Here is a 24,725-nt window from a genome sequence, read left to right as displayed (position 1 = left end):
CATTTCAGTGTGGCGAGGCAACAGGCGGCTGATGGTTCTTTGTGAACCTTTCTTGTGAGAACGTTCCCTCCTCTTGCAGGGGCCATTCTCGTGGGGGTTGAGGAATGCTTAGCCGCCGCAGCTGGCGAGTGCGGGCCCAGAGGCGGGTAAACCATTGGCGTGCGGCTTGGCTTGATGGCCCTATATATCGGGCCACTAAGCCTTGATCGAGACCACCACAAGCCATCGAACCTTCTAGGTTTGCTCGGTCTGTTCGACAGTTCCTCAGAAGTGTCTCCATCACTTCGGCAGTCAGGGGATCCGGTGCGGCCCAAACAAAAGATCCGAACACGGGTTGTGTCCCCATGCCGTGCAAACTCTGCAGCACTTCACTGTTGAGCTCGAGTTGATCGACTAGTTCCCATTGACGACCAATCGGGGTTTGTCGGCAGATCTCCAGGCTGGACCTCCAGCAGCCTTCGTTAAGTGTTTCTCCTGCAGCTGTGCGACCTAGGCGCACCACTTCGGCGGAGAGAAAACTGGCTTTTGGCTGCAGTTCGACTTGCATCCGTTGCTTGTAGAGGCCTCCTTGAAAAACCACGAGCTCTTGGGGTAACCATTCCAGGTCAGCATTGGTGGCTAGTTCGAAGTGACACTCTTGACTTGCCCAGCGGCCTTTGGGGTGTTGTTTTGAGCGGCCTACGGAGCCATAGACCTTCTGGGCAGCCACACTCGTGACCAGGCCGCGGCTGTCTGCTCCAGCTTTGATATTCACACTGAGTTGATCTCCTCCGACCAGACCCCCTGCGGTGTGAAGTAAGGGCAGTTGGCAGCGGCCGTCATCATCAGGCTTGGCACGTTGCAGCTTTAATGGAGCCGTGCATTGGCTTTGATGCACGGTGAGCTGGGATTGAAGGTCGTCCGCCGCACTTTTGCTGATGAGTTGCAGGGAACATTTGCCGTGCCAGGGTCTGTCGCCAGTCATCGGAGCACGCTGTGATTGGAGCAGGGGTTAACTCTTTAGCAACTCTCACTCATGGAGCAGTTGCCGTTTAGCAGCCTTATGGTGATGAGCTTGGTCGATTTTCGTTCCCTCGACACTGTTCCGGTGCTCACCCGCAGGCTTGATGCTGTTGGGGTTGAGGCTTGCATGGAGTTGCCTCTCACCGCTGAAGAACGCACCCGTTTGCGGGGGCTGCGATGCACGGCTTGTGGTCAGTCCGTCTTATTGCAATTGCCGCGGCAGGGCCCATTGCAGCCTGGAGAAAGTTTGGCTGCGGCGGAAGGTCCTGTTTTGGTGAGGGTGGCCGCTGCTGCTGAAAAACTGTTGGTGGTTAGGGCTCCTTCAGAACTGGCTCTGCTTGAGGCGGCTTATCACTTGGGTAATCGTCACGTGGCACTAGAGCTACGTACTCAGCAGTTGCGCTTGCTAGATGATCCTGTCTTAGCCGATTTGCTACGGGTGCGTGGCTTGGCTCTGGAGTCTCTGATGGAGCCTTTTTATCCGGAGCCTGGGGCCTATCAAGGCGTCCATAGCGATGATCACAAGCCCATTCATGGGCACCAACAACGTCATCAGTGATGAGCAGTCTCGCTTTGCTTCAGCTTGTTAGCCCGGCTTTGCCGGTGGGTGCGTTCAGTTATTCGGAGGGTTTGGAACTGCTGGTGCAGCGTGAGCAGCTTCAGGATCGAGCAACTTTGGCAAGTTGGTTGGAGGCGGAGCTCAGTCGCGGGCAGGTCATGATCGAAGCTGCTGCTTTGCGTCCGCTGCGTCATTCCCTCAGCCAATGGAAGGTGAGTGCTGAGCAGGGCAAAGTTGACCATGGCACTGCTGTGCGGGATTGGGCTCAATGGTTGATTGCACTGCGAGATGCGGCTGAAGTAAGAGCGCAGCAGCAGCAGATGGGTCGATCTCTTTTGCAGTTATTAGCTGACCTGGGTCATCCTCTCCCTGATGGAGGAGTGGATTTTGGTTGGCCAGTGGCGTGGGCTTGGGCTGGTTTGTCTTGGGACATAACGCCTCTGGAGGTTGTGCAGGGTTACCTGTTTGGTTGGGTGGCTAATCAGCTCAGTGCGGCCGTGCGTCTTGTTCCGCTGGGGCCAACTGAGGCACAACGGTTGCAGCGTCAGCTTCAGCCGCTGATTGAAATGCAGGCCATTAGCTTGCTTGATGTGGATCCACAGCAGCTTTGGTGCGGAGGAGTGGGTTCTGCTATTGCACAGCTCTCCCATGCTGAGCTTTATTCCCGATTATTCCGGAGCTGATGAGTAGCAAACTGCGCTTAGGTGTGGCTGGCCCGGTGGGTTCGGGTAAGACAGCACTAGTGGAGGCAATTTGTCGCCGTCTACGAGATCAGTTGCAATTGGCAGTTGTCACCAATGACATCTATACCCAGGAAGATGCAGAGTTCTTGACGCGTGTTGGAGCTCTCGAGCCAGAGCGTATTCGCGGCGTGGAAACAGGCGGTTGTCCTCATACTGCTATTCGTGAGGATTGTTCGATTAATCGCGCGGCCGTAGAAGATCTGGAGCGGAATTTTCCAGATCTTGATGTTGTTCTTGTTGAGAGTGGTGGCGATAATCTTGCCGCCAGCTTCAGTCCAGAATTGGTGGACCTTTGCATCTATGTGATTGATGTGGCGGCTGGCGACAAGATCCCTCGTAAGGGTGGTCCGGGGATCACACGCTCGGATTTATTGGTGATCAACAAGATTGATCTCGCTGATCATGTCGGGGCCGATTTGGAAGTGATGAAGCGCGATGCGACGCGCATGCGGGGAGAGCGTCCTTGGTGTTTCACCAACTTGCACAGCGGCGACGGCCTTGAGAGTGTGCTGCAATTTTTGTTGCAACAGCTACCAAATCGCCCTGAGTAATGATCAGCGCAAAGGGCTTTGTATCATTGACTACAGAAGCATGCCTGGCTGATCTTTACGTTCCCCAAGCCGCCCGAATAGGCGTGCTCCATATTCTGCCTATCTACGGTTTCAATGAACGTTTCATTCTCAAAGCGCCTTGTGGCTGGCTTCGCCGCAACCGCCGTTGGTGTCAGCATTACGGCTTGCGGTGGTGGTAGTGATAAAACCGCTAATACCGATTTCGACGACACGGTCACGGTTGGTATCCTCCATTCCTTAAGTGGCACCATGGCCATCTCGGAGTCCACCCTTGTGGACACAGAGAAAATGGCGATTGAAGAGATCAACGCTGCCGGTGGTGTTGAAGTTGATGGCAAGAAATACAAGATCGACTACATCGTTGAAGATGGCGCTTCTGATTGGCCAACCTTCGCTGAGAAGTCCAAGAAGTTGATCGATCAGGATAGTGTTCCTGTTGTCTTTGGTGGTTGGACTTCCGCAAGCCGTAAGGCGATGCTGCCGGTTTACGAATCGAAGAATGCATTCCTGTATTACCCGATTCAGTACGAAGGCCAGGAGTGTTCCAATAACATCTTCTACACAGGTGCGACTCCGAATCAGCAGTCGGAGCCTGCAACCAAGTTCATGTTCGAGAAGTCGCCTGCTGCTGGCAAGCCCTTCTTCCTTGTAGGTTCTGATTACGTTTTCCCTCGCACCTCCAATACCATCACTAAGGAGCAGGTCAAAGCTCTGGGTGGGAAAGTTGTCGGAGAGGATTATTTGCCCCTCGGCAACACTGAAGTGGCGCCGATCATTGCCAAGATCAAGAAGGCATTACCTGACGGTGGTGTGATCATCAACACCCTCAATGGTGACCAGAACGTCGCTTTCTTTAAGCAGATTCAGGATGCCGGACTGACTCCTGAAAATGGCTACTACGTGATGAGCTATTCCATCGCGGAAGAAGAGATCAGCACGATCGGGCCTGAGTTCCTTGAGGGACACTATGGGGCTTGGAATTACATGATGTCGATTGATACACCTGCATCCAAGAAATTCGCTAAGGATTTCAAGGCTAAGTATGGCGATGATCGTCAGGTAGCTGACCCGCAGGAGTCGGCTTACAACATGGTGTATCTGTGGAAAGCTGCGGTCGAGAAGGCCAATAGCTTTGATGACGACAAGGTACGTGAAGCTTTGATCGGAATTGAGTTTGATGCGCCTCAGGGCCCTGTGAAAGTGATGCCAAACCATCACCTGTCCCAGACCGTACGTATCGGCAAGATCACCAAAGATGGTCAGTTCGAGATTCTCGAAGAGACAAATGGCCCTGTGGCTCCACAGGCTTGGAATCAGTTCGAGCCAAGTTCCAAGGGCTATGCTTGCGATTGGACTGATGCCAACAAAGGCGAGAAGTACAAGCTTTGATTACCTTGTCAAGGCGTTTTTCCGCTTTGGCATTGTTTGGGAGGAGTCCGGAAACGGGCTCCTCCTTTCGTCGTTTTTCCGGTCTCTGATCTTCGCCCGTGCAACTGCTTCTTGAAAGTCTTTTCAATGGTGTGGCCATCGGCTCGGTGCTGCTGGTTGCTGCCCTCGGACTGGCGATAGTCTTCGGCCTGATGGGGGTAATTAACCTCGCCCATGGCGAGTTGATCATGCTCGGGGCCTACACCACTTATGTGGTACAGCTGATCTTCAAGCTGCCTGCTTTGCAGCCTGTCTACAACGCTTACGTGTTGGTGGCGATTCCTCTGGCCTTCATCGTTAGTGGTGTGGTTGGTATCTTGCTAGAGCGCACCGTGATTCGTCGTCTCTACGGCAACCCGTTGGAGACATTGTTGGCGACATGGGGCGTCAGCCTGATTCTGCAGCAGTTTGTGCGCAGTGTTCCATTGGCTTATGCGGCTGGCTTGGTGCTGGCGTTAGTGCTTGGCTTTAGTCTGCCGATCATTCTTCCTGACAAGCTTTTGGAGGGGCCGCGGGCCCGCCTGGTGCGTGCTGGAAGCTGGCTTGTGTCGGCTCTGGCTGGGGTGTTACTGGCGGGTGGCTTGGCCTCTCAGATCAGTCGTATCGCTCGTGCGACCTCTCGCAATGTCGATGTCACGGCACCTAAGTGGATGCGTGGGGGGATTGAACTGTCGGGCATGACCTTCCCTGTTCCACGCTTGGTGATCATTGTGATCACGATCCTCGCTGTACTCGGTATCACCTGGTTCTTGAATCGCAGTGTGTGGGGGATGCGCATCAGGGCAGTGACTCAGAATCGTTCCATGAGTGATTGCCTTGGTATCTCAACCGATACCGTGGATGTGCTTACCTTTGGTATCGGCTCCGGTTTGGCTGGCATCGCGGGGGTAGCGGTGTCTCTGTTGGGATCCGTGGGACCCAACGTCGGCACTTCTTATATCGTTGGTTGCTTCATGGTGGTGGTGCTTGGCGGCGTGGGAAATCTGTTCGGCACCGTGTTGGCCTCCTTTGCTATTGGGGTGCTAACAGACCTGATCGGTGCTGGCCGTTTGCTCAGTATCTGGCCTTCGATGCCTGCGCCTTTGGCGAGCGTGGTTGATTTTTTTGCTACCACGAGCATGGCCCAGGTGATGGTGTTTGCGCTGATTGTGGTGTTCCTTCAGTTCCGTCCTGCTGGTCTGTTTCCCCAGAGGGGACGCATGGTGGAGGCTTAAATCAATGTTGAAAGCGTTTCAACAACGCCGTTGGCCCCTGGTGATTGTCTGGGTCTTGATCATTGCTGCGATTGTGGCGGCGCCTGCAGTTGTGTCGGGATTTGGGCTCAACCTGCTCGGTCGTTTTCTCTCTCTCTCGATCGTGGCCCTCGGCATCGATTTGATTTGGGGTTTTACAGGCTTATTGAGCCTGGGCCAGGGCATCTTCTTTGCGCTCGGTGGTTACGCAGCCGCAATGTACCTGCAGCTCAACAGTTCGAGCGATGAACCCAACGGGATTCCAGAGTTCTTCGGCCTTTATGGGGTCGATCAACTGCCTGGATTTTGGCAGCCGTTTCATTCGCCTTGGTTCACGCTGATTGCTATCTGGCTGATCCCTGCACTGCTTGCCGCGCTGTTAGGCAACTTGGTGTTCCGTAACCGGATCAAGGGAGTTTATTTTTCGATTCTTACCCAGGCTGCCTTGCTGGTTTTCTTTAATTTCTTCAACGGACAGCAGAAACTGATCAATGGCACCAACGGTCTTAAGACCGATGTCACAGAGCTCTTTGGCCAGCAGGTGGGCTCTGCATTGATGCAGCGAGGCTTCTTCTGGTTAACGGCCGTGATGGTGATCCTGGCCTGGTTGGCTGTGCGCTGGGTGGTGCGTGGCCGTTTTGGTGAAGTGTTGATCGCCATTCGCGATGATGAGCCGCGGTTGCGTTTTGCTGGTTACAACCCCACCTTGTTTAAAACCATCGTGTTTGCGATGGCTGGTGGCTTGGCCGGCATCGGCGGTGCTCTTTACACCGTGCAGTCCGGCATCGTCTCGCCGCAATACATGACTGTTCCCTTCTCAATCGACATGGTGATTTGGGTGGCAGTTGGCGGACGCGGAACTTTGATTGGTGCCATTCTTGGAGCCCTAGTCATTAATTTGGCGAGGAGCCAAATCAGCACGTTTTGGCCCGAAGGCTGGCTATTTATCCTGGGAGGCTTGTTTATTCTCGTCGTTACGGCACTACCAGAAGGTGTTGTGGGCTGGTGGCAGGCTGGTGGGCCACGAAACCTGCTTACACGCTTGGGTGTCGCGCGCAGGATCGGTACCTATCCACGATTGGAAATGGATGGCAAGGAGGAGGTGCAGTCATGACAACTGCTTTGCTTGAGCTGCGTCAAATCAGTGTCAGCTTTGATGGCTTTATGGCACTGCGTGATCTCAATCTCAGCCTGCAGCCAGGAGAATTGCGTGCCGTGATTGGTCCCAACGGTGCAGGCAAGACCACCTTCCTTGACGTGATCACTGGCAAGCTTCGACCAACGGCAGGTGATGTTTTGTTTAAGGGCCGATCTCTTTTAAACAAGCCGGAACACAGGATTGCGCGGCTTGGGATCGGCAGGAAGTTTCAGAGCCCGAGAGTCTTCGAAAACCTCACTGTTGAGGAAAACCTCGCCTTGGCGGTCAGTCATCCAAAGCGTCCTTGGCCACTCTTAAGCGCAGGTCTTAGTGCTGTTGAGCGCGATCGCATTGCCCATTTGATGGGTATCGTTTCTTTGCAGCAGCGTGCGCATCAAGTTGCTGGATCGTTGTCTCATGGGCAGAAGCAGTGGTTGGAGATCGCCATGCTTGTGGGTCAGTCTCCTGACCTGTTATTGGTTGATGAACCAGTTGCTGGTTTGACGGATGAGGAAACTGATCTGACCGCGGATCTGCTTAAGTCTCTCGTTGGTGATCACACTGTTTTGGTGATTGACCATGACATGGAGTTCATCCGGCGCCTGGAGAGTCAGGTTTCTGTTCTTCATCAGGGCCACGTTCTGTGCGAAGGCTCGATGGATCAGATTCAGTCTGATCCACGCGTTATTGAGGTTTATCTAGGTCGCAATGAGGAGGCTGCTTGATGCAGAGATTTCTACCTATGCAGTTCATGATTTTGTTAAGCTGATGACCTTACTCGAGATTCGCGGCTTAAACACCTACTATGGAGAGAGTCATATCCTTAGGGATGTCGACCTCACCGTGAAAGCTGGTGAGATGGTCTGCTTGATCGGCCGCAACGGTGTAGGTAAGACCACGTTGTTGAAATCGTTAATCGGTCTGTTGCGTCCTCGTAGTGGAGAGATTCTGTTTAACGGTGAAGGTTTGGATCGCCATCCTCCGCATCAGCGGGCTCGTGCGGGCATTGGTTATGTGCCTCAGGGGCGAGAAATTATTCCTCATCTGACGGTGGAGGAGAACCTGATGCTGGGGATGGAGGCATTGCCCGGCGGCTTGGCTCGTAACCACAGCATTGACAAGCTTGTCTATGAGTTGTTCCCGATTCTGCAGGAGTTTTTGCCGCGTAAGGGCGGAGATCTCAGCGGTGGGCAACAGCAGCAGCTTGCGATTGCTCGGGCTCTGCTTGGTAAGCCGAAATTGCTCCTGCTAGATGAACCGACGGAGGGTATTCAGCCCAATATCGTTCAAGACATTGAACGAGCTGTTCGACGCATTATTGCCGAGACAGGGATTGGCGTTCTTTTGGTAGAGCAGCATCTGCACTTTGTTCGTCAAGCTGATCGTTACTACGCCATGCAACGAGGTGGCATTGTGGCCAGTGGCCCGACCAGCGACCTTAGTCAGGCAGTGGTGGATCAATTCCTAAGTGTATGAGTGTGTATGGAGATGTTTAGGGGTGGGGCATTAATCAATTTGATTGGGAGAAGTGTCAGTGTTGTTGGCTTTTAAGAGGGAGTACCAAAGGCCTTCAGGATCCGACCATGCTTTGAGCAGATGATCATTGAGCTTCACGATGGGTTGGCAGCTGAGGCTATTAATCAGTAGCCATTGATCATCTTTTTCTGGTGTGGCTTCTAGTTGAGTTTCTTGCAGCCATCCATGTTCGAGGCCCTGTTGCCGCATTACACCTGGTAGACAGCCACTGGCAAGACGAGGTGTGAGCCAATGATTGTTTCGTCGCACGATGAGGTTGGCGGTACTGCCACAACAAAGTTCACCGCTTGTGCTTAGCAGTATGGCCTCATCGCGATTCGCTTTCTGTGCTTCATGGCGGGCCTGTATCGCTTGACCGTAGGCGAAGGTTTTGCAATGACTCAAGCGACTATTGGTGTTTCGACGCTCATGGCAACTGATGATCGTCGTAAGTGGAGTAAAGCAGGGCTGCACTGCATTCAGCTCTAGCCAGAAGCGATGGGTTGTTGATTTCGGGTTGTCCTGGGGCAGGCTGATGCCTCGGCTTGAACTATCGCCACGGCTCCAGTTGAGGCGCAGGGCCCCATTGCCATTGTCCAAGTTGCATTGTTTCAGGCCCTCTTTGATCAGAGGTGTCAACCATTGCGCTGTAGGCGGGGGGGCCATCCCTAGCAGGCATGCGCTGCTCTGCCAGCGGTTGAGATGAGCATTGAGGAGTTGTGGATGTCCATCAAGGATCAGAATTGTCTCAAAGATGCCATCGGCAAGCTGTAGGCCTCGATCTCTTAGAGGAAGAGCGAGCTCCGCAGTGCTACCCCAGCTGCCATCGATCCAGGCAATCTGGTTTTTCATTGCAGTGCCTCCAGTAGTGGCAGCAGTTTCCAGTTCAGCTCCTCAGCTTCGCAATAGGGGTCGGAACCGGCCACGATGCCACAACCGGCATGAGCGCGGAGTGTCGATCCCTTGAGCATCAGCGAGCGAATCAGAATGCTGCTATCGAGCCTGTTATCCCAGTCGAGTCGTAATAACGACCCGCAATAAGGACCTCTGGCCGTTGGTTCTAGTTCTGATAATCGTTGACATGCACGCAGTTTGGGTGCGCCACTGATCGAGCCACCTGGCCAGCAAGCTTGCAGAAGGTCGACCCATGTTTGCTCTGGGCGCAGCTGCCCCTGCACCACTGAGGTGAGGTGATGCACCTGTGGGTAACTCTCGAGACCCACCAGCTGGGGCACTGTGATGGATCCCGGTTGGCATACTCTGCCCAAATCGTTGCGCATCAGATCGACGATCATCACGTTTTCGGCTCGATCTTTGTTACTGCAAACCAGATCGGCGGCTAGATCTGCATCTTGCTCGGCTTGATGGTGCCGCGGCCGGGTTCCTTTGATCGGACGTGTCTCCACTTCTCCTGTAGGCAGCACATGTAGGAATCGTTCCGGAGAAGCTGAGATCACAGCTTCTCCAGCGGCTTTGCCTGAAGCAATGACAAGGCCAGCGAAGGGTGCTGGGCAATGGCGACGAAGTTTTTGGAAGATCTCTAGGGCAGCGTTGTTTTCAGTTAATTCTGTTGTGCAACAGGTGCTGAGATTGGCCTGGAAAAGATCGCCATGACCAATCCAATCCTGGATTTGTTCAACATTGTTGGCATAGTTTGTTTTGCTCGTGTGCCATTGCCAGGCATCGACGGAAATTCTGTGACGATTGGCCTTGATTGGCAATTGTGATTCGACGTCAGCAGGCTTTTCCTTGCTTGAGAAGGCTTCTAGCCAGCTCATCCATGCTTGGAGTCGATTTGAATCGCAGCCTTCAATCCACAATTGCTGATTTTGCAGATCAAATCGCAGCACTGGATCATGCTGTGCCATCCAGAGCGTGGCCATGGAATCTGCTTTCCACGGATTTTTTGGTTCTATCCAGGCGCCGGCTTCGTAACTCAACCAGCCGCTCCAGTGGCCTGGTTCAAGATGCCGCAGAGCTTCAAATGGGTTGGTTGCATCCGGACTGCCAGGCAGGCCATGGCAACAGACTTGATTGATGGGATCGGCAGCAAGGGTTACCCAGCGACCTAGTGCACTGCCGTCTCCATCCAGCCACACCAGCCCTGCTTCTCCCCAGGTTTTTGCCAGCTGTTCAGCGATGAATGTTGGCTCCTGCCAGCTGCATCGCTTTCGTTGCGGTTGGTTCACAGTTGCTGCTGACTGCAGAGATCGCTGCGTCCGGCTTTGCTTAATGCTGCATCGCGGATGCGGCAGCTGTCGCATATGCCGCAGGCATGATCGCCTCCGCTATAGCAACTCCAAGTTTGTTCGATTGGTACACCCAGCCGCAGGGCTTCTTGCACGATCTCTACTTTGTTCCAGTGCATGAGGGGAGCCCAGAGCTTGATACCATCTCCCTCCCGGCCAGCCTTACTCGCGAGATCGGCGAGTGTTTGGAAGGCTGCTAGATAGTCCGGCCGGCAATCGGGGTAACCCGAGTAGTCCATAGCGTTGACTCCCAATACCAAGCGATCGGCTTTTCGGGCTTCTCCAAGGCTCAGTCCGATAGCAATGAAAACTGTGTTGCGTCCAGGTACGTAGGTGCTGGGTATGACGTCTTTGATGACCCCGCCACTGGGCACTGTTTGCTTGAGATCGGTAAGCGATGAGCCTCCCCAACTTCCTAGGTTGACATTGATTACATTGTGTTCAGTGAGACCCATGTGGGCTGCTAGCGCTTCAGCGGCTTGCAGTTCTTTGCGATGTCGTTGCCCGTAATCGAAGGAAAGTCCGATCACTTTTTGCCCAGCCTCTATGGCCAGGGCTGCGGCAGTAGCCGAATCCAGACCTCCAGAGAGCAGGGCAATCGTTGTGGAGTCGCTCATGCTGGCCATTCTGTTGTGCACGTTGACGTGGTGGTATTCATTCAGGCCAGGCCTTTGTTTTGGCTTTTAGCCTTACTAGCGACGACAGGAGCAGCACCGGTAGGGGCCATCCCACGCCTTGATTTGACTGCTTATCCCTTGCCTGTGCAAGATCAGCAACGTTGGCTGATTCAGCTGCCTGGATTGCTGCCTCGCACTTCTGACCCTGCAGTGTCTTCAAATCCTGCCGATTGGCGAGTTCAATTGATTGTCGGTTAAAACGTTCAGCTCGATTGCAATCAGCAATTTTTAGTTGGTCATCGATTGAGGATGATGAGGCTCAATGGGATGACCAGGAAAGAACCGTTTTTAATTCCGCCGCATATTTCAGTTTGCCTGTAACAACAGATATCAGCGCGATTATGAGCTAAAGAATCTTTAGCCAAGCTTCTCTTAATGTCAGAAGAACAACTCAAAGCCTTTTGGGAAGCAGTCCAGGCTGATACTTCTCTGCAGGAAAAGCTAAGGGCTACAACAGACGCTGATTCAATCGCCAGTATTGCCAAAGAGGCAGGTTTTGAGATTACTGCTGATGAGGTAAAAGAAGCTCAGGGCGAGCTGTCAGAAGAACAGCTTAAGGGGGTTGCTGGGGGGTGGTGGACGACCCCAGACCCCTCGACGTGTGAAGCGTCGGCGGTGGGGTGCGGCGGGGTGCGAGGACGGAGCTCCATCTGCGGTATGGATGCGTCCGGGTTGCCGGGCGTGCCATCTGCTGCGGGCGTGCCATCTGTGAACCAGCCACCCGACATATTCCGGAGAAATAGCGATAAAAAAAACGACAGACGAATCGACAATTGAACAGAACGTTGTCGACCACTCCCCAAACCTACATACTCAAAGCCCCTGCAATCGCGGGGGCTTTTTATTTCTTCAACCACCTCACTATTGGCTTGAACCATCGATACCTGGCACGATTGTCTTTCGAAAAGTTGCCTTGATGCCTTGTTTGGCATGCACTAATCGGAAATAGTTTTTCGTATTCACAACAAATCTACCCTTAACTTAATCTGCTCTAAAGCTATTTATATTCCCTAACTTAATCACCATAGCTTGAGGCTTTGATCACCATCTCTAATTCCATTTGTTTTTCTAAATCTCACCGCAACCTGATGCCAACCCTCAGGGATTTGATTGAGACGAACATCCCAATCCCATGGCAATCGTTGTTGGCCTGGTGACACCCTCTTTTTCTTACTTCTAGTTCTTGCACTGCTCACCAGCCGTTTGAGCATGCGACTACCCCAATGGCACTTAGGAGCGCCTTTGCCCTTATGGCGATAGTGCTTACAGAAATGCTCATAGCGCTTGGCGCATCCATCGAGTGTTGTCGATAGCTTTAAAAAGGCTGGGTGCCATTCACTGATGCCATCTGCTTTCAACCTGCTGTAGTGGCCAAAGTTGCTATAGGGATCAAAGAATCCTTTCCTTACACCTGCTGCTTTGGGATTGGCATGGATAGTCCTCAAGGTATTCAGCATTCGCCGGTGATCTTTGGGGTGGATTGGCGTTGAGAAATACCTTGCCTCCCAGAAGTGCCCGCAACGTCCACTCAACCTGTTCAGTGCCATGGCTGAATACCAAGCAAACCAGTGCATCAGCCTGGGTAGCTCCTTGGCATCGGCTGGTTTAAGCAGCAAGTGAAGGTGGTTAGCCATTAGGCAGAGCCCATAAACCTTCACGGCAAACTTCTGCTGGGCCTTTTTAAGTACCGCCAACAACACATCACGCCTAAGGGCTTTGGCAATTAAGAACTGCCGGCTATTGCAGCGCAGCGTGATATGAAAGGCATGCCCCTGTGGCAAGCAGCGAGGTGTTCTCGACATCTGTTCTGTTCACTGTTGCTTGTAATGCACCATTTCAAAAGAAACTTCAGCGTCTGCGCTATTAACAGCTTTCTTGTTTGATTTCGGCTGGTCGGCCCAAGATGAATTCACCCACGGGAATGTGCGCGAAGCGATCGAGACCTGTCGCCTGGGCGAAGGTCTCTGAGTTGCCGCTACCAAGCCCGCAGGGGGCCAAGCCGAGAGCGGTGGCTATCAGATAGAGCTGTTGATAAATCACGCCAACATGCTTGAGGATTAGGGCATAGGGCATTCCTTCGTATTTCCATGAAACCCTGCCGTAACGCGCAGCCAGGGTGATCAGAACATCTGGTTCCTGCGTCAGAGCTGCCCCTTGACAGGCTTCGAGTAGAAGTTGCTTGCAAGCCTCACTTAATGCACTTAGGCGCAGCAGCTGATGATCCTGAGGGTCGTAGCGATATAGACCGGCCTCAAGGCCACTGCAGCGACGCACCGTGAGATACAGATCGATTTCATGTAGCCCACCACCACCCGCTACCGGACGTGAGCAGGCCTCATAGGCCTGCTCTGATTCGATATTGCTTGTCATACGTCGACGAACTCGTGCCGTATACCAAAGCATTCGACTTATTTGATCCACGTTCAGCGGAGTATCCGCATAACTGCGGATCGATTGTCGCTGTTCCACCACTTCAAAGAAGCTTGGATCCAACCCGTCTTTTCCCGGCCGTGACAGCACAACAGCCGGAAGGCTCCCAGCTGCCAGTAGCAGTGGCGGAGACATGCAGACACCCGCACCCCGGAAGCTGGCTCCTACGACCTGGCGATGCCAGCCGAGCCGAGAACGGTGATGCAAGGCCAAGTCCTCATAGCTCCAGCGGTGTCGCTCCGCTTCTTGATCCACATCCACTCCACCTTCCGCATCACAGACACCGACCAGCCCAGCGGTCCGCAGCAGCTTGAGCAGATCCTGCCACTGGTCGCGGAGATCGTCCGGCAGCTGTTCCCGCAGTTGCTCCGTCGAACATGGAACTGCCAAGGCAGGCAACAGAGACGATAGGCGCGCATCTACAAGCTGTACCCGTCCAGCTGCGAACGGAACCTCCAGCTGGAGAACTCCTTGTTCGGGGCGGATACAGATAAACCTTGAGAAACGAATCTTGAAGGGCTCCTTCAATGGAGTGCGGCGTTGCAGTTGACGACCCATCGGCTCCAGCACCAGCGCTGCTCCTTTAGCGCCCATCAGCACGAGCGTGAGCAATCCATGCTGCTCCAATTGCATCAACTGCAGAAAGAGAGTCAATTGCACTGGCGCGCCGCCACCCTGCGCAGCTGCCGTAAACAGATCCTTAGCGCTGCCTCCAGACGATGCAAGCCTGCCGAGCATCCGTTTGAGGGCTTCATCCGCATGCTTGCAACGCACTACCCGGCCATCGCAGCCAACGAGCAGCTGATCGCCGTTCTGCTCTTGCAGCGTCACGCCCGGCCGTAGCTTGTAGTGAATAGCCATGTCAGAAGAAGATCGGAATCGGGTTAAGTTCGTCTTCTTGTAGGGGCTGTTCAAGCCAGCCCATCTGCACAGGCACATCAAACAGACGACCGGCAGCGTGCCGCGCCCAGAAATGCCGTAAGCCAGGCACCACCACCTTCACCACTGGAATTCCAATCAGCGGTCGGGTCTGATTCAACACCAGCATCTCGAGTCCTTGGGCCTCAACACAGCCACGGCAATAATCGATGTCTTGCAGCAGATCACCGCTGTGCCGCTGGGGGAAATCCTCCAGGCGTCGCAATGGCCGCATTTCATCCGGTTTTAGATAGGGCTGGTTCTCAAGCGTGGCTGTCTTCAGCCACGTCAAGGTCTCTGTATCGTCAATGCCTTGATCATCTTTGCCCAAATCAGCATTGGCGATGCCGAGCATTTGATTCATCTCTGCTAGAGCACGTTGCACCGCAATGCGGGGATCAAGATGGCAGCCCAGGCCAAATACAATTCGTTCAGCTTCTCCATGCGTCAGCCTGGATAGAGCCACGATGCAGGGAATGCCGAGATCGGCGGTTATGTCTAGGGCCCATAGCTCGCGGCCGAGAACGGCGTAATCGTTGATCAGGCGGTTAATCCAGATGTCCTGGCAGGAGGCCAGGTCAACCCCGGGATGCCTCAGGAGGTTGTACCACCAAATCGCAGTGGAATCGCGTTCCACGAGCTCTAGAAAACCCTGCAATACGGCCTCCTCCAGCGTGTTGCCGGAAGCATTGCCGTTGGAGCAACCCATGGCGATGAATGCGGGCTTGCTGGGGGAGTCGAGCGCTTCCTCTCTGGGGCTCGGGCCCATGTAAAGCAGCTGTGTCGGCAGGTAACGACGACAGCAGTGCGACAACGACCAGATCGGCGTCCACTCGATTTCCAGCTCTGGATCGAGTGGCTCGCAGACGCGATTAAACCTGCTGCCGCTGGCATTTAACGCCTCACGCTCGTTGTATTGGTGTGCGCTGAATCTCATCACGGCATTCGGGTGGATGGCCGCATCGCCATGCCGCTCCTGCATAGTGCGCAGACTGCCGCGTTCCACCAGTTCCTCGCCATGACGCTCGCCGCTGAACCGCTCTAGGGCTTCACATAACGCGCTGGCACGGGCTTGCACATCCGAGGCACCTTTACCGGCGCTGCAGCTGCGCAGATTGCGGCGCAGATCATCCAAGCTCTCTATTCCCTGGGCACTGTTCTGTCCAGCGATGTAGACGTGAACACTGCTCAGTTCGTTTTCTACCTGCCGCACTTCGCTGACGACACCGGTGATGGGACTGATGAATCGCTCGAAGCGTTGCAGGGTTTCTTCAGGTGCAATGTGACGGTGACCGCCGTCTTGATCAAAAGCCACCGGACACGATTCCAGCGTCACAGGCCGAAAGATCGGTTCCGCTGGACTACCGCACACCGGACAGTGAGGATCCACGAGCAGTTCGTGACGGATGCTGCCGTAATCAGCGCAGTCGAAACTAATTAGATGGCCATCGCAGACCGGGGTTGCATTCGCCAGAACTCTTTTTACTTCAAGCGCCGCAAGCTGCGCCAGCATCCGAGTTGACGCTTCGCTGGCAGCTCTAGGGATGAGCGCTGATAGAGGGGCTTCCCGCTGTGATGCCACGAAGCGTTCCACAGGCCTTTGACGACGTAACCAGCGGGCAAGGCATGCATGACAACCAGGTTGATCACCACTGAATAAAGGTCCAAGCCACAACTGGCGACCGCGTGGTCGCAGTAGCAGCCAACGCCGGCCTTGTTGTCGAAAGCGTTGATTGAGTTCGACCACTTCCTCATTGAGGTAGTCATCACACATCACGAGCGCCAGCGAGCTCTCTTCTCCACCTTCAGCAAGTGCGATGCCGTTGGATCGCAGAGCTTCCAGCACGGGTGTGGAATCCACCGCCCCGACGGCAATCACCTCCACCCGAGCTGCCTCAACAAGACGGCAGGCCTGCTCAGGATCTACCTCAAGCTCAGCCCAGAACGAGGCCTCTGCAGGGCTGAGACGACTGACGGCTTCACATAGATAGCCACGCGCCTGCAGGGTGATCAAAGCGAAATAAACCTGGGCTTTTTTGTAGTCAGCCGAAAGCAGCTCAACGATCGCATCAGTTGAATGGCTGCCATCGAGCAGCGGAATCAACTGTTCATAGAGGTTGCCGTAGAGGGCATGGGCTCCGTTCTCTCGCAACAGCAGAACGCCTTCCCCTGACAGCAGGAGGGGGTCGAAATGCGGCTTTAATTGAGGCGCTCGTAGGGAGCTCAACTGATGTGATGCGTAGGCTTCAGTACAAGCTAGAGGTGCTTCTTATCAGCGTCATTGGGGTTTACATGCATGCGCAAAGTCGGGAGGCCCAGTGCATCAGATGAGTTCATGATCAACTATCAATTTGCTCTTTAGGTCATTCCTGATCCAGATATCAGTGCGCAAAGTTGGCTCAAATTCGCTAACTCCATCACACATTAACGGTAGCAAATAAGAATCATTTAACGTATTCAAAGTTGGCGATTCACTTCTTACTGCGAAGCATTGACTCTATTCCCTTCAATTAATCATAAAAGCTAAATTGAGAAAAAGTCTCCAAACATAAAAAGCAAAGCTTCGCTACAAGCTATTGCTATGGCATTCAGCTTTCTTCAATGATTTATTGCCAAGGCTGCTGGCGATTAAGTTTGGAACTTTGGCTAATCAGTAAGCGATTATTTTATCGAACCCCTAACCATTTGTGCGTCTGAACGCTTAGTCGCCACTGACAATGAGCCTTCACGAAGTTGATGGCTACTTGTTGCGCTTCAGGGTTGTTCCAGCTTGGTTGGAGCAGCAGCAGCAGCTCATCGCCTTGGTCATCAGCTGATATGTCTTCAGGGCTATTTGGCAGCTTCCGTGCTTTGAGAGCTGCTGCTGCCATCGCCTCGGCGAAGTGGATATCTTCTTGGTTATTGATCACCACTTTCAACTCGTGGCAGTGGGCCAGAAGTTCTGGATGAGGCGGTGCATGACGCTTTGGAGAGAGGGTGATCCAGTTCGGTTTGCCGCTGAGTGGATTCACACCGCTGGTTTCTAGATGGATCGCTAAGGCTTTGTTGTTTTCGCCTGCTGTGGCTTTTCGCAGCGCTGCACAGAGTGGATCGATGTTGTGATGTAGTGGCTCACCCCCGGTCAACACCACAAAGGCCGCGCCATTTTTTGCGGCTGTTGCTGTTTCCTCTGCTAGTTGTTCAAGCGCGATTTCCGGATGGTTCCTCGAGTTCCAAGAGTGCTTGGTGTCGCACCATGAACAGCCGACATCACAGCCGGCGAGCCTGATGAAGAAAGCACTGCGGCCAGCATGGGCACCTTCCCCTTGAATGGAATGGAAGCTTTCCACTACCGGGAGGGTGGAGTGCATTAATGGCGGTTGGTCAGCTCCTGGCCTATAGGCTGAGCCTTGCTACGTAGGGCTTCGTCAGGTGAGGCTGGTAGCCGTAGTTGAGCGGCCTCGATTAATCCCCGGAAGAGGGGATGGGGTTTTCCGGGTCGGGAGAGAAATTCTGGGTGGTATTGGCAGGCTGTGAAGAAGGGATGACCTTTCAGCTCGATCAGCTCCACGAGTCGACCATCAGGTGAGTTACCGCTGATGGTGTAGCCGGATTCAATAAATAGGTTGCGGTAGGAGTTGTTGAATTCATAGCGATGGCGGTGGCGTTCGTAGACGACCTCTTCGCCATAAAGCTTCTGCGCCAACGTGTCTGGTGCGATGCGGCATGGATAGACCCCAAGCCTCATTGTGCCGCCTAGATCGACTACGTCTTGTTGCTCTGGCAGGAGGTGGATAACAGGATGGCTGGTGTCGGGTTCCAGCTCGGCACTACTGGCTCCAGTGAGTCCTGCCTGGTTGCGTGCCCACTCGATCACAGCGCATTGCATGCCAAGACAAAGCCCTAGGAATGGCACTCGTTGTTCTCTCGCCCAGCGAATGGCTGCAATCTTGCCATCGACGCCACGGTTACCGAAGCCTCCAGGTACTACAACAGCATCCATACCTTTGAGCAGCTTGTCTGCCCCTTCTGCTTCGATTTGTTCCGAGCAGACCCAATGAAGATCGAGGGAGGCATCTTGGGTTAGGCAGGCATGGCGCAGGGCCTCCACTACTGAAAGGTAGGCGTCGTTGAGTTGCACATATTTGCCGACTAGGGCCACCTTCACAGCGGGGCCTGGGTTGCGCAGCTTATGAACCAGCTGAACCCAGCTTTTCATGTCACTGTCATGGTCAGTCAGGTTGAGTACATCCAGCATTTCTAGACAGAGGCCCTCTTCCTCTAGTGAGATGGGGACGGCATAAATGCTGTCGGCATCAAGGGCAGGGATGACAGCCCGGTTTGCTACCCCGCAGAAGCCCCCGATCTTGCTCTTTAGGTCTTCATTGATTGGGCGGTCGCTGCGGCAAACCAGCACATCTGGTTGTATGCCGATTGCGCGCAGTTCCTTAACGGAGTGCTGTGTGGGCTTGGTTTTGAGTTCACCGGATGTGCCGATGAACGGTAGTAGGGTTACATGGATGTAGGCGAGGTCGTTGCGCCCTACGTCACCACGGAATTCACGGATTGCTTCGAGGAAGGGTAGAGATTCGATGTCTCCGACAGTGCCGCCGATTTCTGTGATCACTACATCTGCGCCACTATTGGCTGCTACTCGGTGGATTCGTTCGCGAATCTCGCCAGTGATGTGGGGGATCACTTGCACAGTGCCGCCGTTGTAGTCGCCGCGGCGTTCCTTATTGATGACTGCTTGATAGATCGAGCCAGTGGTTACGCTATTTAGGCGTGACATGGCTGTATCGGTAAAGCGCTCGTAGTGCCCAAGATCCAAGTCGGTTTCGGCGCCGTCTTCGGTGACGAACACTTCGCCATGTTGAAATGGACTCATGGTGCCTGGGTCCACATTTAGGTAGGGATCCAGCTTCAGAATCGAGACGCTGTAGCCGCGTGACTTGAGTAGGCGACCAAGGCTAGCGGCCACAATTCCCTTGCCGATGCTTGATACGACTCCACCGGTAACAAAGACGAACTTGGCCATGAATTTCAGGGTGATCCTTTAAGTTAGCTCGGCTTTTTCATGCTTCCAGCAGGCTGCGCAGCATCCAGGCAGTTTTCTCGTGAATCTGAAGCCGCTGGGTTAATAGATCGGCGGTGGGCTGGTCATTGGCGGCTTCAGCCAGCTTGAATATTTCCCGAGCGGTGCGTGCTACCTCTTCATGACCATCCACTAGCTCGCGCACCATGTCGAGGGCGGCGGGATGTTGCTCGGCTTCCTTGATCGAAGCGAGCTGTCCGAGGGTATTGCCGCCGAAGGGTGCCAGAAAACCAAGGGCACGAATGCGTTCAGCGATCACATCGAGGGCATTCCAGAGCTCGGTGTATTGATCCATAAACATCAGGTGGAGTGTGTTGAACATCGGGCCGGTTACGTTCCAGTGGAATCCGTGGGTTTTGCCGTAGAGCACATAGGTATCGGCGAGAACCCGTCCAAGGCCGTCAGAGATTGCCTGTCGTTTGTCAGCTGGGATACCGATTTCAATGAAGGAGGCTGGAGGCATTGAATGTCAGTGGGTTGGTGAAGTGCTAATCAGGAATCGAGATTTTGAATGTAGTCACGTACCTTGCAGCGACGTTGCGGTTGACGCAATTTCAAGAGGGCATGGGTTTCAATCTGACGCACTCGTTCTCGCGATAGATGCATTGCCTCGCCAATTTGCGTCAGGGTTTGAGGAGTGTCGTCTTCCAGTCCAAAACGTCGTCTGATGACAGTCGCTTCGCGGTTGCTTAGTTCATCCAGCAAGATTTCAAGGTCGTTGTGCAATTGATCGCGGGTGAGGTTCTCCTCTGGGGTCGCGTTGCTGTCTTCCAGCAGATCGCCTAGTTGGCTGTCTTGTTCTTGGCCTACTCGAGTTTCGAGGGAGATCGAACGTGGGACCCTCATGAGGGTTAGGCGCACTGTTTCTTCACTAAGGCTTAGTGCCTTGGCGAGATCGGCAATCGAAGCTAATCGTCCTTGGTTGCTAGCAATCTCCTGTTGAACCCGTTTGATGCGGTTTAGTTTTTCGGTGATGTGCATCGGCAGTCGGATCGTCCGACTTTGAGTGGCAACGGCCCTGGTGATGCCCTGACGGATCCACCAGTAGGCGTAGGTGCTGAAGCGGAAACCTCTGGCGGGGTCGAACTTCTCCACTGCGCGTTCCAAACCGAGGGTGCCTTCTTGCACCAGATCCAGCAGCTCTATGCCCCGTTGTTGATATTTCTTGGCTACGGCCACCACAAGTCGAAGGTTGGCCTGGATCATCTGATTCTTGGCGCGTCGACCAGCTCGCAAAGTTCGCTTTATTTCCAAGTGGTCAAGACCAGTCAGGGTTCCCCAGGTCTTGTAACCAGTCTCGATTTTGTCTTGCAGCTCGGCCACGGTGAGCCCAGCAGCCACAGCCCATTCTTGTTTGGTGGGCCAGTGGCAGGAATGGTTTGCTTCTCGTTGCTGTAGCTCCTCCAGTCTGTGTAATTCTTTGATCGCTTCTTGGTTGGAGGCCAGCTTTCTTTCCTGTTTGAGCAGGGCTTCCCTGCGTTGTACAAGTCGCGCCAGGGTCACTTCCTCTTCATTGGTCAGTAGCTCTACGCGTCCAATGTCCTGCAAGTAGAGACGCACAGGATCTGTGCTGCCGCTTATACGGACTCGGGAAGTCTTGGTTTGTTGGGGGCTGCTCTTCAAGGGTTGCCCGCGAAGATATGCCTTCAGGGTTAATGAAGAAGCCCCGAGCTGTCTGGAATGCGCTGAATCTATTCGGGATCGACCCAGGTACTTTCTACATGTAGTTCCTCCAGTTGATGGTTGGAGACACCTGCGGGGGCTTGTGTCATAAGGCACCGTGCTTGTTGGGTTTTTGGGAAGGCAATCGTGTCGCGGATCGAGTCTTCCCCTGTTAGCAACATGACGATTCGGTCCATCCCGAATGCCAAGCCGCCATGAGGTGGGGCGCCCATCTCGAGGGCGTCGATGAGGAAACCGAATTGTTGATTTGCTTCTTCTAGGGGCAGACCAATGGTTTGCAGGACTTGTCGTTGTAGTTCGGCATTGTGGATACGCAGTGATCCGCCGCCAAGCTCCAGGCCATTCAAGACAAGGTCATAGGCCTGAGCACGGGCTTGAGGGAGGCGCTCCATCCATACGTCGGGATCGTCGCCTAGATCGTCTCTGTTTGGTGCACAGAAGGGGTGATGGAGAGCCTCAAGGCGGTTTTCTTCTGCGTTCAACTCGAACATCGGGAAGTCCACGACCCAGAGGAACTTCCATAGATTGTTGTCTTGGTCTTTGGGGATCAGGCCCAGCTCGCGGCCCAGGAATTGCCGCACCCGGTCAAGGGCTTTGTTAACGGTGGCTGTATCGCCAGCACCGAACAAGATCAGGTCACCCGCTTTGGCTCCAGTCTGTTTCAGCAGGGCTGTCTTTTGTTTGCTGTTGAGGTTGTCTTTGATCGCACCGATGCTGTCGATCTCATCTGAATCGCGTACACGGATGAAAGCCAGGCCACCGGCCCCAGCTTTTTGGGCTTCGTTGAAAATGTCTCCGCCGGGTTTGATGCGCACGTTGCTGATCAGGTCGTTCCCGTTTGGCACAGTGATGCACTTGACGGAGCCTCCAGCGGCTATGGCGCCGGAGAAGACTTTGAAGCCCATGTCTTTGAGGATGTCGCTGACATCATTGAGCTCCATTCCATAGCGGGTATCTGGTCGGTCGGTGCCGTATCGGTCCATGGCCTCATTCCAGGTCAATCTTGGGAAGGGAAGTGGTAGGTCGATGCCCTTCACTGCTTTCCAGATGGTGGCGATCAGTCGTTCATTGAGATCGAGTATTTGCTCTTGATCCATGAAGCTCACCTCCATGTCCAGTTGGGTGAATTCCGGCTGCCTGTCGGCGCGGAGGTCTTCGTCGCGGAAGCAGCGAGCTACTTGGTAATAGCGCTCTAACCCGCCCACCATGAGTAATTGTTTGAACAGCTGGGGGGATTGAGGCAGAGCAAACCACTCACCACCACACACCCTGGAAGGCACCAGGTAGTCGCGGGCTCCTTCGGGAGTGGAGCGTGTGAGAACAGGTGTTTCCACTTCGATGAATCCTTCGTCTTCCAAAAAACGACGAGCCGTTTTAATGGTTGTGTGGCGTAGCTGGAGATTGCGGCTCATTCGCTCCCGGCGCAGATCCAGGTGGCGATGACGCAGGCGGAGCTCTTCTTTGACGGGTTCTTCGTCGTGGATCGAGACCGTAAAGGGCAGGTTGCCTGTGACGGGGTTGAGTACCTCGAGACCATCGGCTAGTACCTCAATCTCGCCGGTGCTGAGTTTGCTGTTGATTGCATCGGCCGGCCTGGGTCTTACCAGACCAGTGATCTGCAAGACGGTTTCATTACGCAGGCTCTCAGCGCTTGCGAATAGCTCAGCACCTTGATCGGGATCCACGGTGATTTGTATGGTTCCACTGCGGTCTCGCAGATCGATGAAGATCACTCCGCCATGGTCACGACAGCGATCAACCCAGCCACACAGTTGAACGTTGGAGGCGATGTGCTTACTGCGCAGTTCGCCGCAACCGTTGCTGCGCATGGGGAAGGCTTCAGGATGAAAAGCGAGTTTCCCACAGGGGCTTGTTGCTGCTTATTAGAGCGACCGGTTTTGGCGATGGCCTTCAGCTAAGGGAAGGACGGCGATAAAAGGGGCGCTTCACCACTGTTGCCGGATGGTTCTTGCCGCGGATCTCTACTTCCACTTCGTTGCCGATGCGGGCTAGAGCTGTGGGTAGATAGCCCAGGGCTATCGCTTCTCCCAGGCTGGGCGACCAGGTGCCGCTTGTGATTTCGCCCACTTTGTTGTTGTTGTGAAGCAGTGGGTATCCATGACGGGCTATCGCTCGTCCAGACAGCTTTAGGCCGACCAAACGGCGAATGGGGCCTTGCTCTGCTTGTTGCTCAAGAGCAGTTCGACCCAGGAATGGAGCAGGCATTTCCAGGTGTACCAACCAGCCGAGACCAGCCTCGAAGGGTGTTGTATTGATGTCCATGTCCTGTCCATAGAGGTGCATTGCTGCCTCTAGACGCAGGGTGTCACGGGAACCGAGTCCGCATGGGATGACTCCTTCGGCGAGCAATTGGAGCCAGAGGGCGCGGCCGGCTTCTGCCTCCAGGAGCAGTTCAAAGCCGTCTTCGCCGGTGTAGCCAGTTCGTGCAACGAAGACTGAAGAGGGATCTTTCGCTCCCAGGTTGTAGAACTGGACTTGGCGATGGCCGAAGCGGGGAAGGTTCGCTAGTGATTCGCCACTTAAGCGTTCCAACACCTTGGTCGCTTGGGGTCCTTGTAGTGCCAGTAAGACGCCATTTTTCTTGGCATCCGAGAGTGCGATGCCTGCGGGCTGCAAATGTTGCTTTAACCAGATGGTGTCGGTTTCGCTGCAGGCAGCATTAATCACAATCAGCAGGCTTTGGCTGTCTTGCTTATTGGTGCCAAGGTCGTAAACGACTAGGTCATCGAGAATTCCGCCTGTTTCGTTGAGCAGCACCGTGTAGCAAGCCTCACCTGGCCCGATGCGATGGAGGTCGGTTGGTACTAGTGCCTGCAGGGTGTCTTTGGGGTTGGTTCCTTCGAGACGCAGCACTCCCATATGAGAGATATCGAACATTCCCACCTGCTGACGCACTGCCTGATGTTCTTGGAGTAGGCCAGAGAACTGCAGTGGCATCTCCCAGCCGGCAAAGGGCACCATCCGGCCACCGGCCTCTCGGCAGAGGTCATGGAGGGGTGTGTGTTGCAGATTCACGGGGTGGACGTTGCAGTGCCGAAATCCTATGGAGGGTGCTATCGGGTTTGCAGAAGCGGAAGGAAAGTCGCAGATTTGACGATTTCAGTCGTCCAATCAGTCAACAGTCCTTACCCTGAGCGTCATTCGGGGATTGAAAAATGTCCACGACAGCCAGCTGCAAAACCTGTGAACACTGTGGTACCAGTCAGTTGGCGGCTGCAGGCTGGTGTCGTCTTAGGCAAATCAGCGTGCATCCTGAGTTGGCTCACGTTGCGCTGTGTCATCACTGGACAGAACAAGCCCCATCGCTGCCATTGTTGAAGGAGAAAGCGACTGAAACTCAGATGGACAGGCAGCTTGAGCTTGGTCGTACTTTGGTTGGTTGTCTTAGCGAGGATTTTTAATCAGGGGATACAGGAGCTGTTTTCAGACTTGGATGCTTTGCGAGCTGCTTTGAGTGTTCGACGATCCTGTTCGAAATCTTGCT

At 54.1% G+C, this 24,725-nt stretch carries 24 protein-coding genes; 11 read left to right on the top strand and 13 right to left on the bottom strand.

What is annotated here, in order from left to right:
• Window positions 1–4 precede the first annotated feature (4 nt).
• Window positions 5–964, bottom strand: coding sequence for an urease accessory protein UreD (locus EV12_RS09625; protein ID WP_036914878.1), 960 nt, complete (start codon window positions 962–964; stop codon window positions 5–7).
• 84 nt (window positions 965–1,048) lie between these two features.
• On the opposite strand from EV12_RS09625, the gene ureE reads away from it, so the two are divergent.
• The 8 genes from ureE to urtE all read left to right on the top strand — a co-directional run bounded on the left by ureE (window position 1,049) and on the right by urtE (window position 8,150).
• Window positions 1,049–1,561: an urease accessory protein UreE gene (gene ureE / locus EV12_RS09620; protein ID WP_241467006.1), complete on the top strand. Its 513-nt coding sequence runs from the start codon at window positions 1,049–1,051 to the stop codon at window positions 1,559–1,561.
• The gene (locus tag EV12_RS09615) at window positions 1,561–2,244 is read left to right on the top strand and encodes an urease accessory protein UreF (RefSeq protein WP_036914876.1); all 684 of its coding nucleotides are present in this window, start codon (window positions 1,561–1,563) and stop codon (window positions 2,242–2,244) included. Before ureE ends, EV12_RS09615 begins: the two co-directional genes overlap by 1 nt.
• Window positions 2,244–2,855 (top strand): urease accessory protein UreG, encoded by a 612-nt coding sequence (gene ureG / locus EV12_RS09610; protein WP_011827543.1) that lies wholly within the window; start codon window positions 2,244–2,246, stop codon window positions 2,853–2,855. Before EV12_RS09615 ends, ureG begins: the two co-directional genes overlap by 1 nt.
• 114 nt (window positions 2,856–2,969) lie before the next feature.
• Window positions 2,970–4,265 (top strand): urea ABC transporter substrate-binding protein, encoded by a 1,296-nt coding sequence (gene urtA / locus EV12_RS09605; protein ID WP_036914875.1) that lies wholly within the window; start codon window positions 2,970–2,972, stop codon window positions 4,263–4,265.
• Between the two features lie 98 nt (window positions 4,266–4,363).
• A complete protein-coding gene (locus EV12_RS09600) occupies window positions 4,364–5,518 on the top strand; it encodes an ABC transporter permease subunit (protein ID WP_036914874.1) in 1,155 nt (384 codons plus the stop codon).
• Between the two features lie 4 nt (window positions 5,519–5,522).
• Window positions 5,523–6,650, top strand: coding sequence for an urea ABC transporter permease subunit UrtC (gene urtC, locus EV12_RS09595; RefSeq protein ID WP_036914873.1), 1,128 nt, complete (start codon window positions 5,523–5,525; stop codon window positions 6,648–6,650).
• Window positions 6,647–7,399, top strand: coding sequence for an urea ABC transporter ATP-binding protein UrtD (gene urtD / locus EV12_RS09590; RefSeq protein WP_036914872.1), 753 nt, complete (start codon window positions 6,647–6,649; stop codon window positions 7,397–7,399). Before urtC ends, urtD begins: the two co-directional genes overlap by 4 nt.
• A gap of 43 nt (window positions 7,400–7,442) precedes the next feature.
• Window positions 7,443–8,150, top strand: coding sequence for an urea ABC transporter ATP-binding subunit UrtE (gene urtE, locus EV12_RS09585; RefSeq protein WP_036914959.1), 708 nt, complete (start codon window positions 7,443–7,445; stop codon window positions 8,148–8,150).
• Between the two features lie 30 nt (window positions 8,151–8,180).
• On the opposite strand, the gene EV12_RS09580 is transcribed toward urtE, so the two are convergent.
• The 3 genes from EV12_RS09580 to queC are packed head-to-tail and all read right to left on the bottom strand — an operon-like array spanning window position 8,181 to window position 11,055.
• On the bottom strand, window positions 8,181–9,041 hold the full coding sequence (locus EV12_RS09580; RefSeq protein ID WP_036914871.1) for an aminotransferase class IV: 861 nt from the start codon (window positions 9,039–9,041) through the stop codon (window positions 8,181–8,183).
• Window positions 9,038–10,378, bottom strand: coding sequence for an anthranilate synthase component I family protein (locus tag EV12_RS09575; protein WP_036914870.1), 1,341 nt, complete (start codon window positions 10,376–10,378; stop codon window positions 9,038–9,040). Before EV12_RS09575 ends, EV12_RS09580 begins: the two co-directional genes overlap by 4 nt.
• On the bottom strand, window positions 10,375–11,055 hold the full coding sequence (queC, locus tag EV12_RS09570) for a 7-cyano-7-deazaguanine synthase QueC (protein WP_036914958.1): 681 nt from the start codon (window positions 11,053–11,055) through the stop codon (window positions 10,375–10,377). The genes EV12_RS09575 and queC overlap by 4 nt, the downstream gene beginning before the upstream one ends.
• A gap of 15 nt (window positions 11,056–11,070) precedes the next feature.
• On the opposite strand from queC, the gene EV12_RS13740 reads away from it, so the two are divergent.
• Window positions 11,071–11,313: a hypothetical protein gene (locus tag EV12_RS13740; protein WP_052039572.1), complete on the top strand. Its 243-nt coding sequence runs from the start codon at window positions 11,071–11,073 to the stop codon at window positions 11,311–11,313.
• 177 nt (window positions 11,314–11,490) lie between these two features.
• The gene (locus EV12_RS14910; RefSeq protein ID WP_072014304.1) at window positions 11,491–11,892 is read left to right on the top strand and encodes a Nif11-like leader peptide family natural product precursor; all 402 of its coding nucleotides are present in this window, start codon (window positions 11,491–11,493) and stop codon (window positions 11,890–11,892) included.
• Window positions 11,893–12,134: 242 nt separating this feature from the next.
• On the opposite strand, the gene EV12_RS09555 is transcribed toward EV12_RS14910, so the two are convergent.
• From EV12_RS09555 to gcvT, 9 genes are all read right to left on the bottom strand, one after another.
• Window positions 12,135–12,917, bottom strand: coding sequence for a transposase (locus EV12_RS09555; protein WP_036914869.1), 783 nt, complete (start codon window positions 12,915–12,917; stop codon window positions 12,135–12,137).
• Between the two features lie 61 nt (window positions 12,918–12,978).
• Window positions 12,979–14,406, bottom strand: a complete 1,428-nt coding sequence (locus tag EV12_RS09550) for a SagB/ThcOx family dehydrogenase (protein WP_052039573.1) — start codon at window positions 14,404–14,406, stop codon at window positions 12,979–12,981.
• Window position 14,407: 1 nt separating this feature from the next.
• Complete coding sequence (locus EV12_RS09545; RefSeq protein WP_036914868.1) at window positions 14,408–16,690, bottom strand: TOMM precursor leader peptide-binding protein; 2,283 nt, start codon at window positions 16,688–16,690, stop codon at window positions 14,408–14,410.
• Between the two features lie 439 nt (window positions 16,691–17,129).
• Window positions 17,130–17,813, bottom strand: coding sequence for a 7-carboxy-7-deazaguanine synthase QueE (locus EV12_RS09540; protein ID WP_036914867.1), 684 nt, complete (start codon window positions 17,811–17,813; stop codon window positions 17,130–17,132).
• Complete coding sequence (locus tag EV12_RS09535; protein ID WP_036914865.1) at window positions 17,813–19,480, bottom strand: CTP synthase; 1,668 nt, start codon at window positions 19,478–19,480, stop codon at window positions 17,813–17,815. The genes EV12_RS09540 and EV12_RS09535 overlap by 1 nt, the downstream gene beginning before the upstream one ends.
• Window positions 19,481–19,517: 37 nt before the next feature.
• Window positions 19,518–20,000: a Dps family protein gene (locus EV12_RS09530; protein WP_036914864.1), complete on the bottom strand. Its 483-nt coding sequence runs from the start codon at window positions 19,998–20,000 to the stop codon at window positions 19,518–19,520.
• A gap of 29 nt (window positions 20,001–20,029) precedes the next feature.
• A complete protein-coding gene (locus tag EV12_RS09525; protein WP_036914863.1) occupies window positions 20,030–21,160 on the bottom strand; it encodes an RNA polymerase sigma factor, RpoD/SigA family in 1,131 nt (376 codons plus the stop codon).
• A 68-nt stretch (window positions 21,161–21,228) separates the two neighbouring features.
• Window positions 21,229–23,049, bottom strand: coding sequence for an aspartate--tRNA ligase (aspS, locus tag EV12_RS09520; protein ID WP_036914862.1), 1,821 nt, complete (start codon window positions 23,047–23,049; stop codon window positions 21,229–21,231).
• Between the two features lie 82 nt (window positions 23,050–23,131).
• Window positions 23,132–24,256, bottom strand: a complete 1,125-nt coding sequence (gene gcvT, locus EV12_RS09515; protein ID WP_036914861.1) for a glycine cleavage system aminomethyltransferase GcvT — start codon at window positions 24,254–24,256, stop codon at window positions 23,132–23,134.
• A 140-nt stretch (window positions 24,257–24,396) separates the two neighbouring features.
• Between gcvT and EV12_RS09510 the strand changes: the two genes are divergently transcribed.
• The gene (locus tag EV12_RS09510) at window positions 24,397–24,642 is read left to right on the top strand and encodes a hypothetical protein (protein WP_036914860.1); all 246 of its coding nucleotides are present in this window, start codon (window positions 24,397–24,399) and stop codon (window positions 24,640–24,642) included.
• Window positions 24,643–24,725: the final 83 nt, after the last annotated feature.

It is taken from the genome of Prochlorococcus sp. MIT 0701, assembly GCF_000760295.1.
Taxonomy (GTDB): domain Bacteria; phylum Cyanobacteriota; class Cyanobacteriia; order PCC-6307; family Cyanobiaceae; genus Prochlorococcus.
Note: the sequence above shows the minus strand (reverse complement) of the source record. Positions and strands in the feature narration are given on the sequence as shown.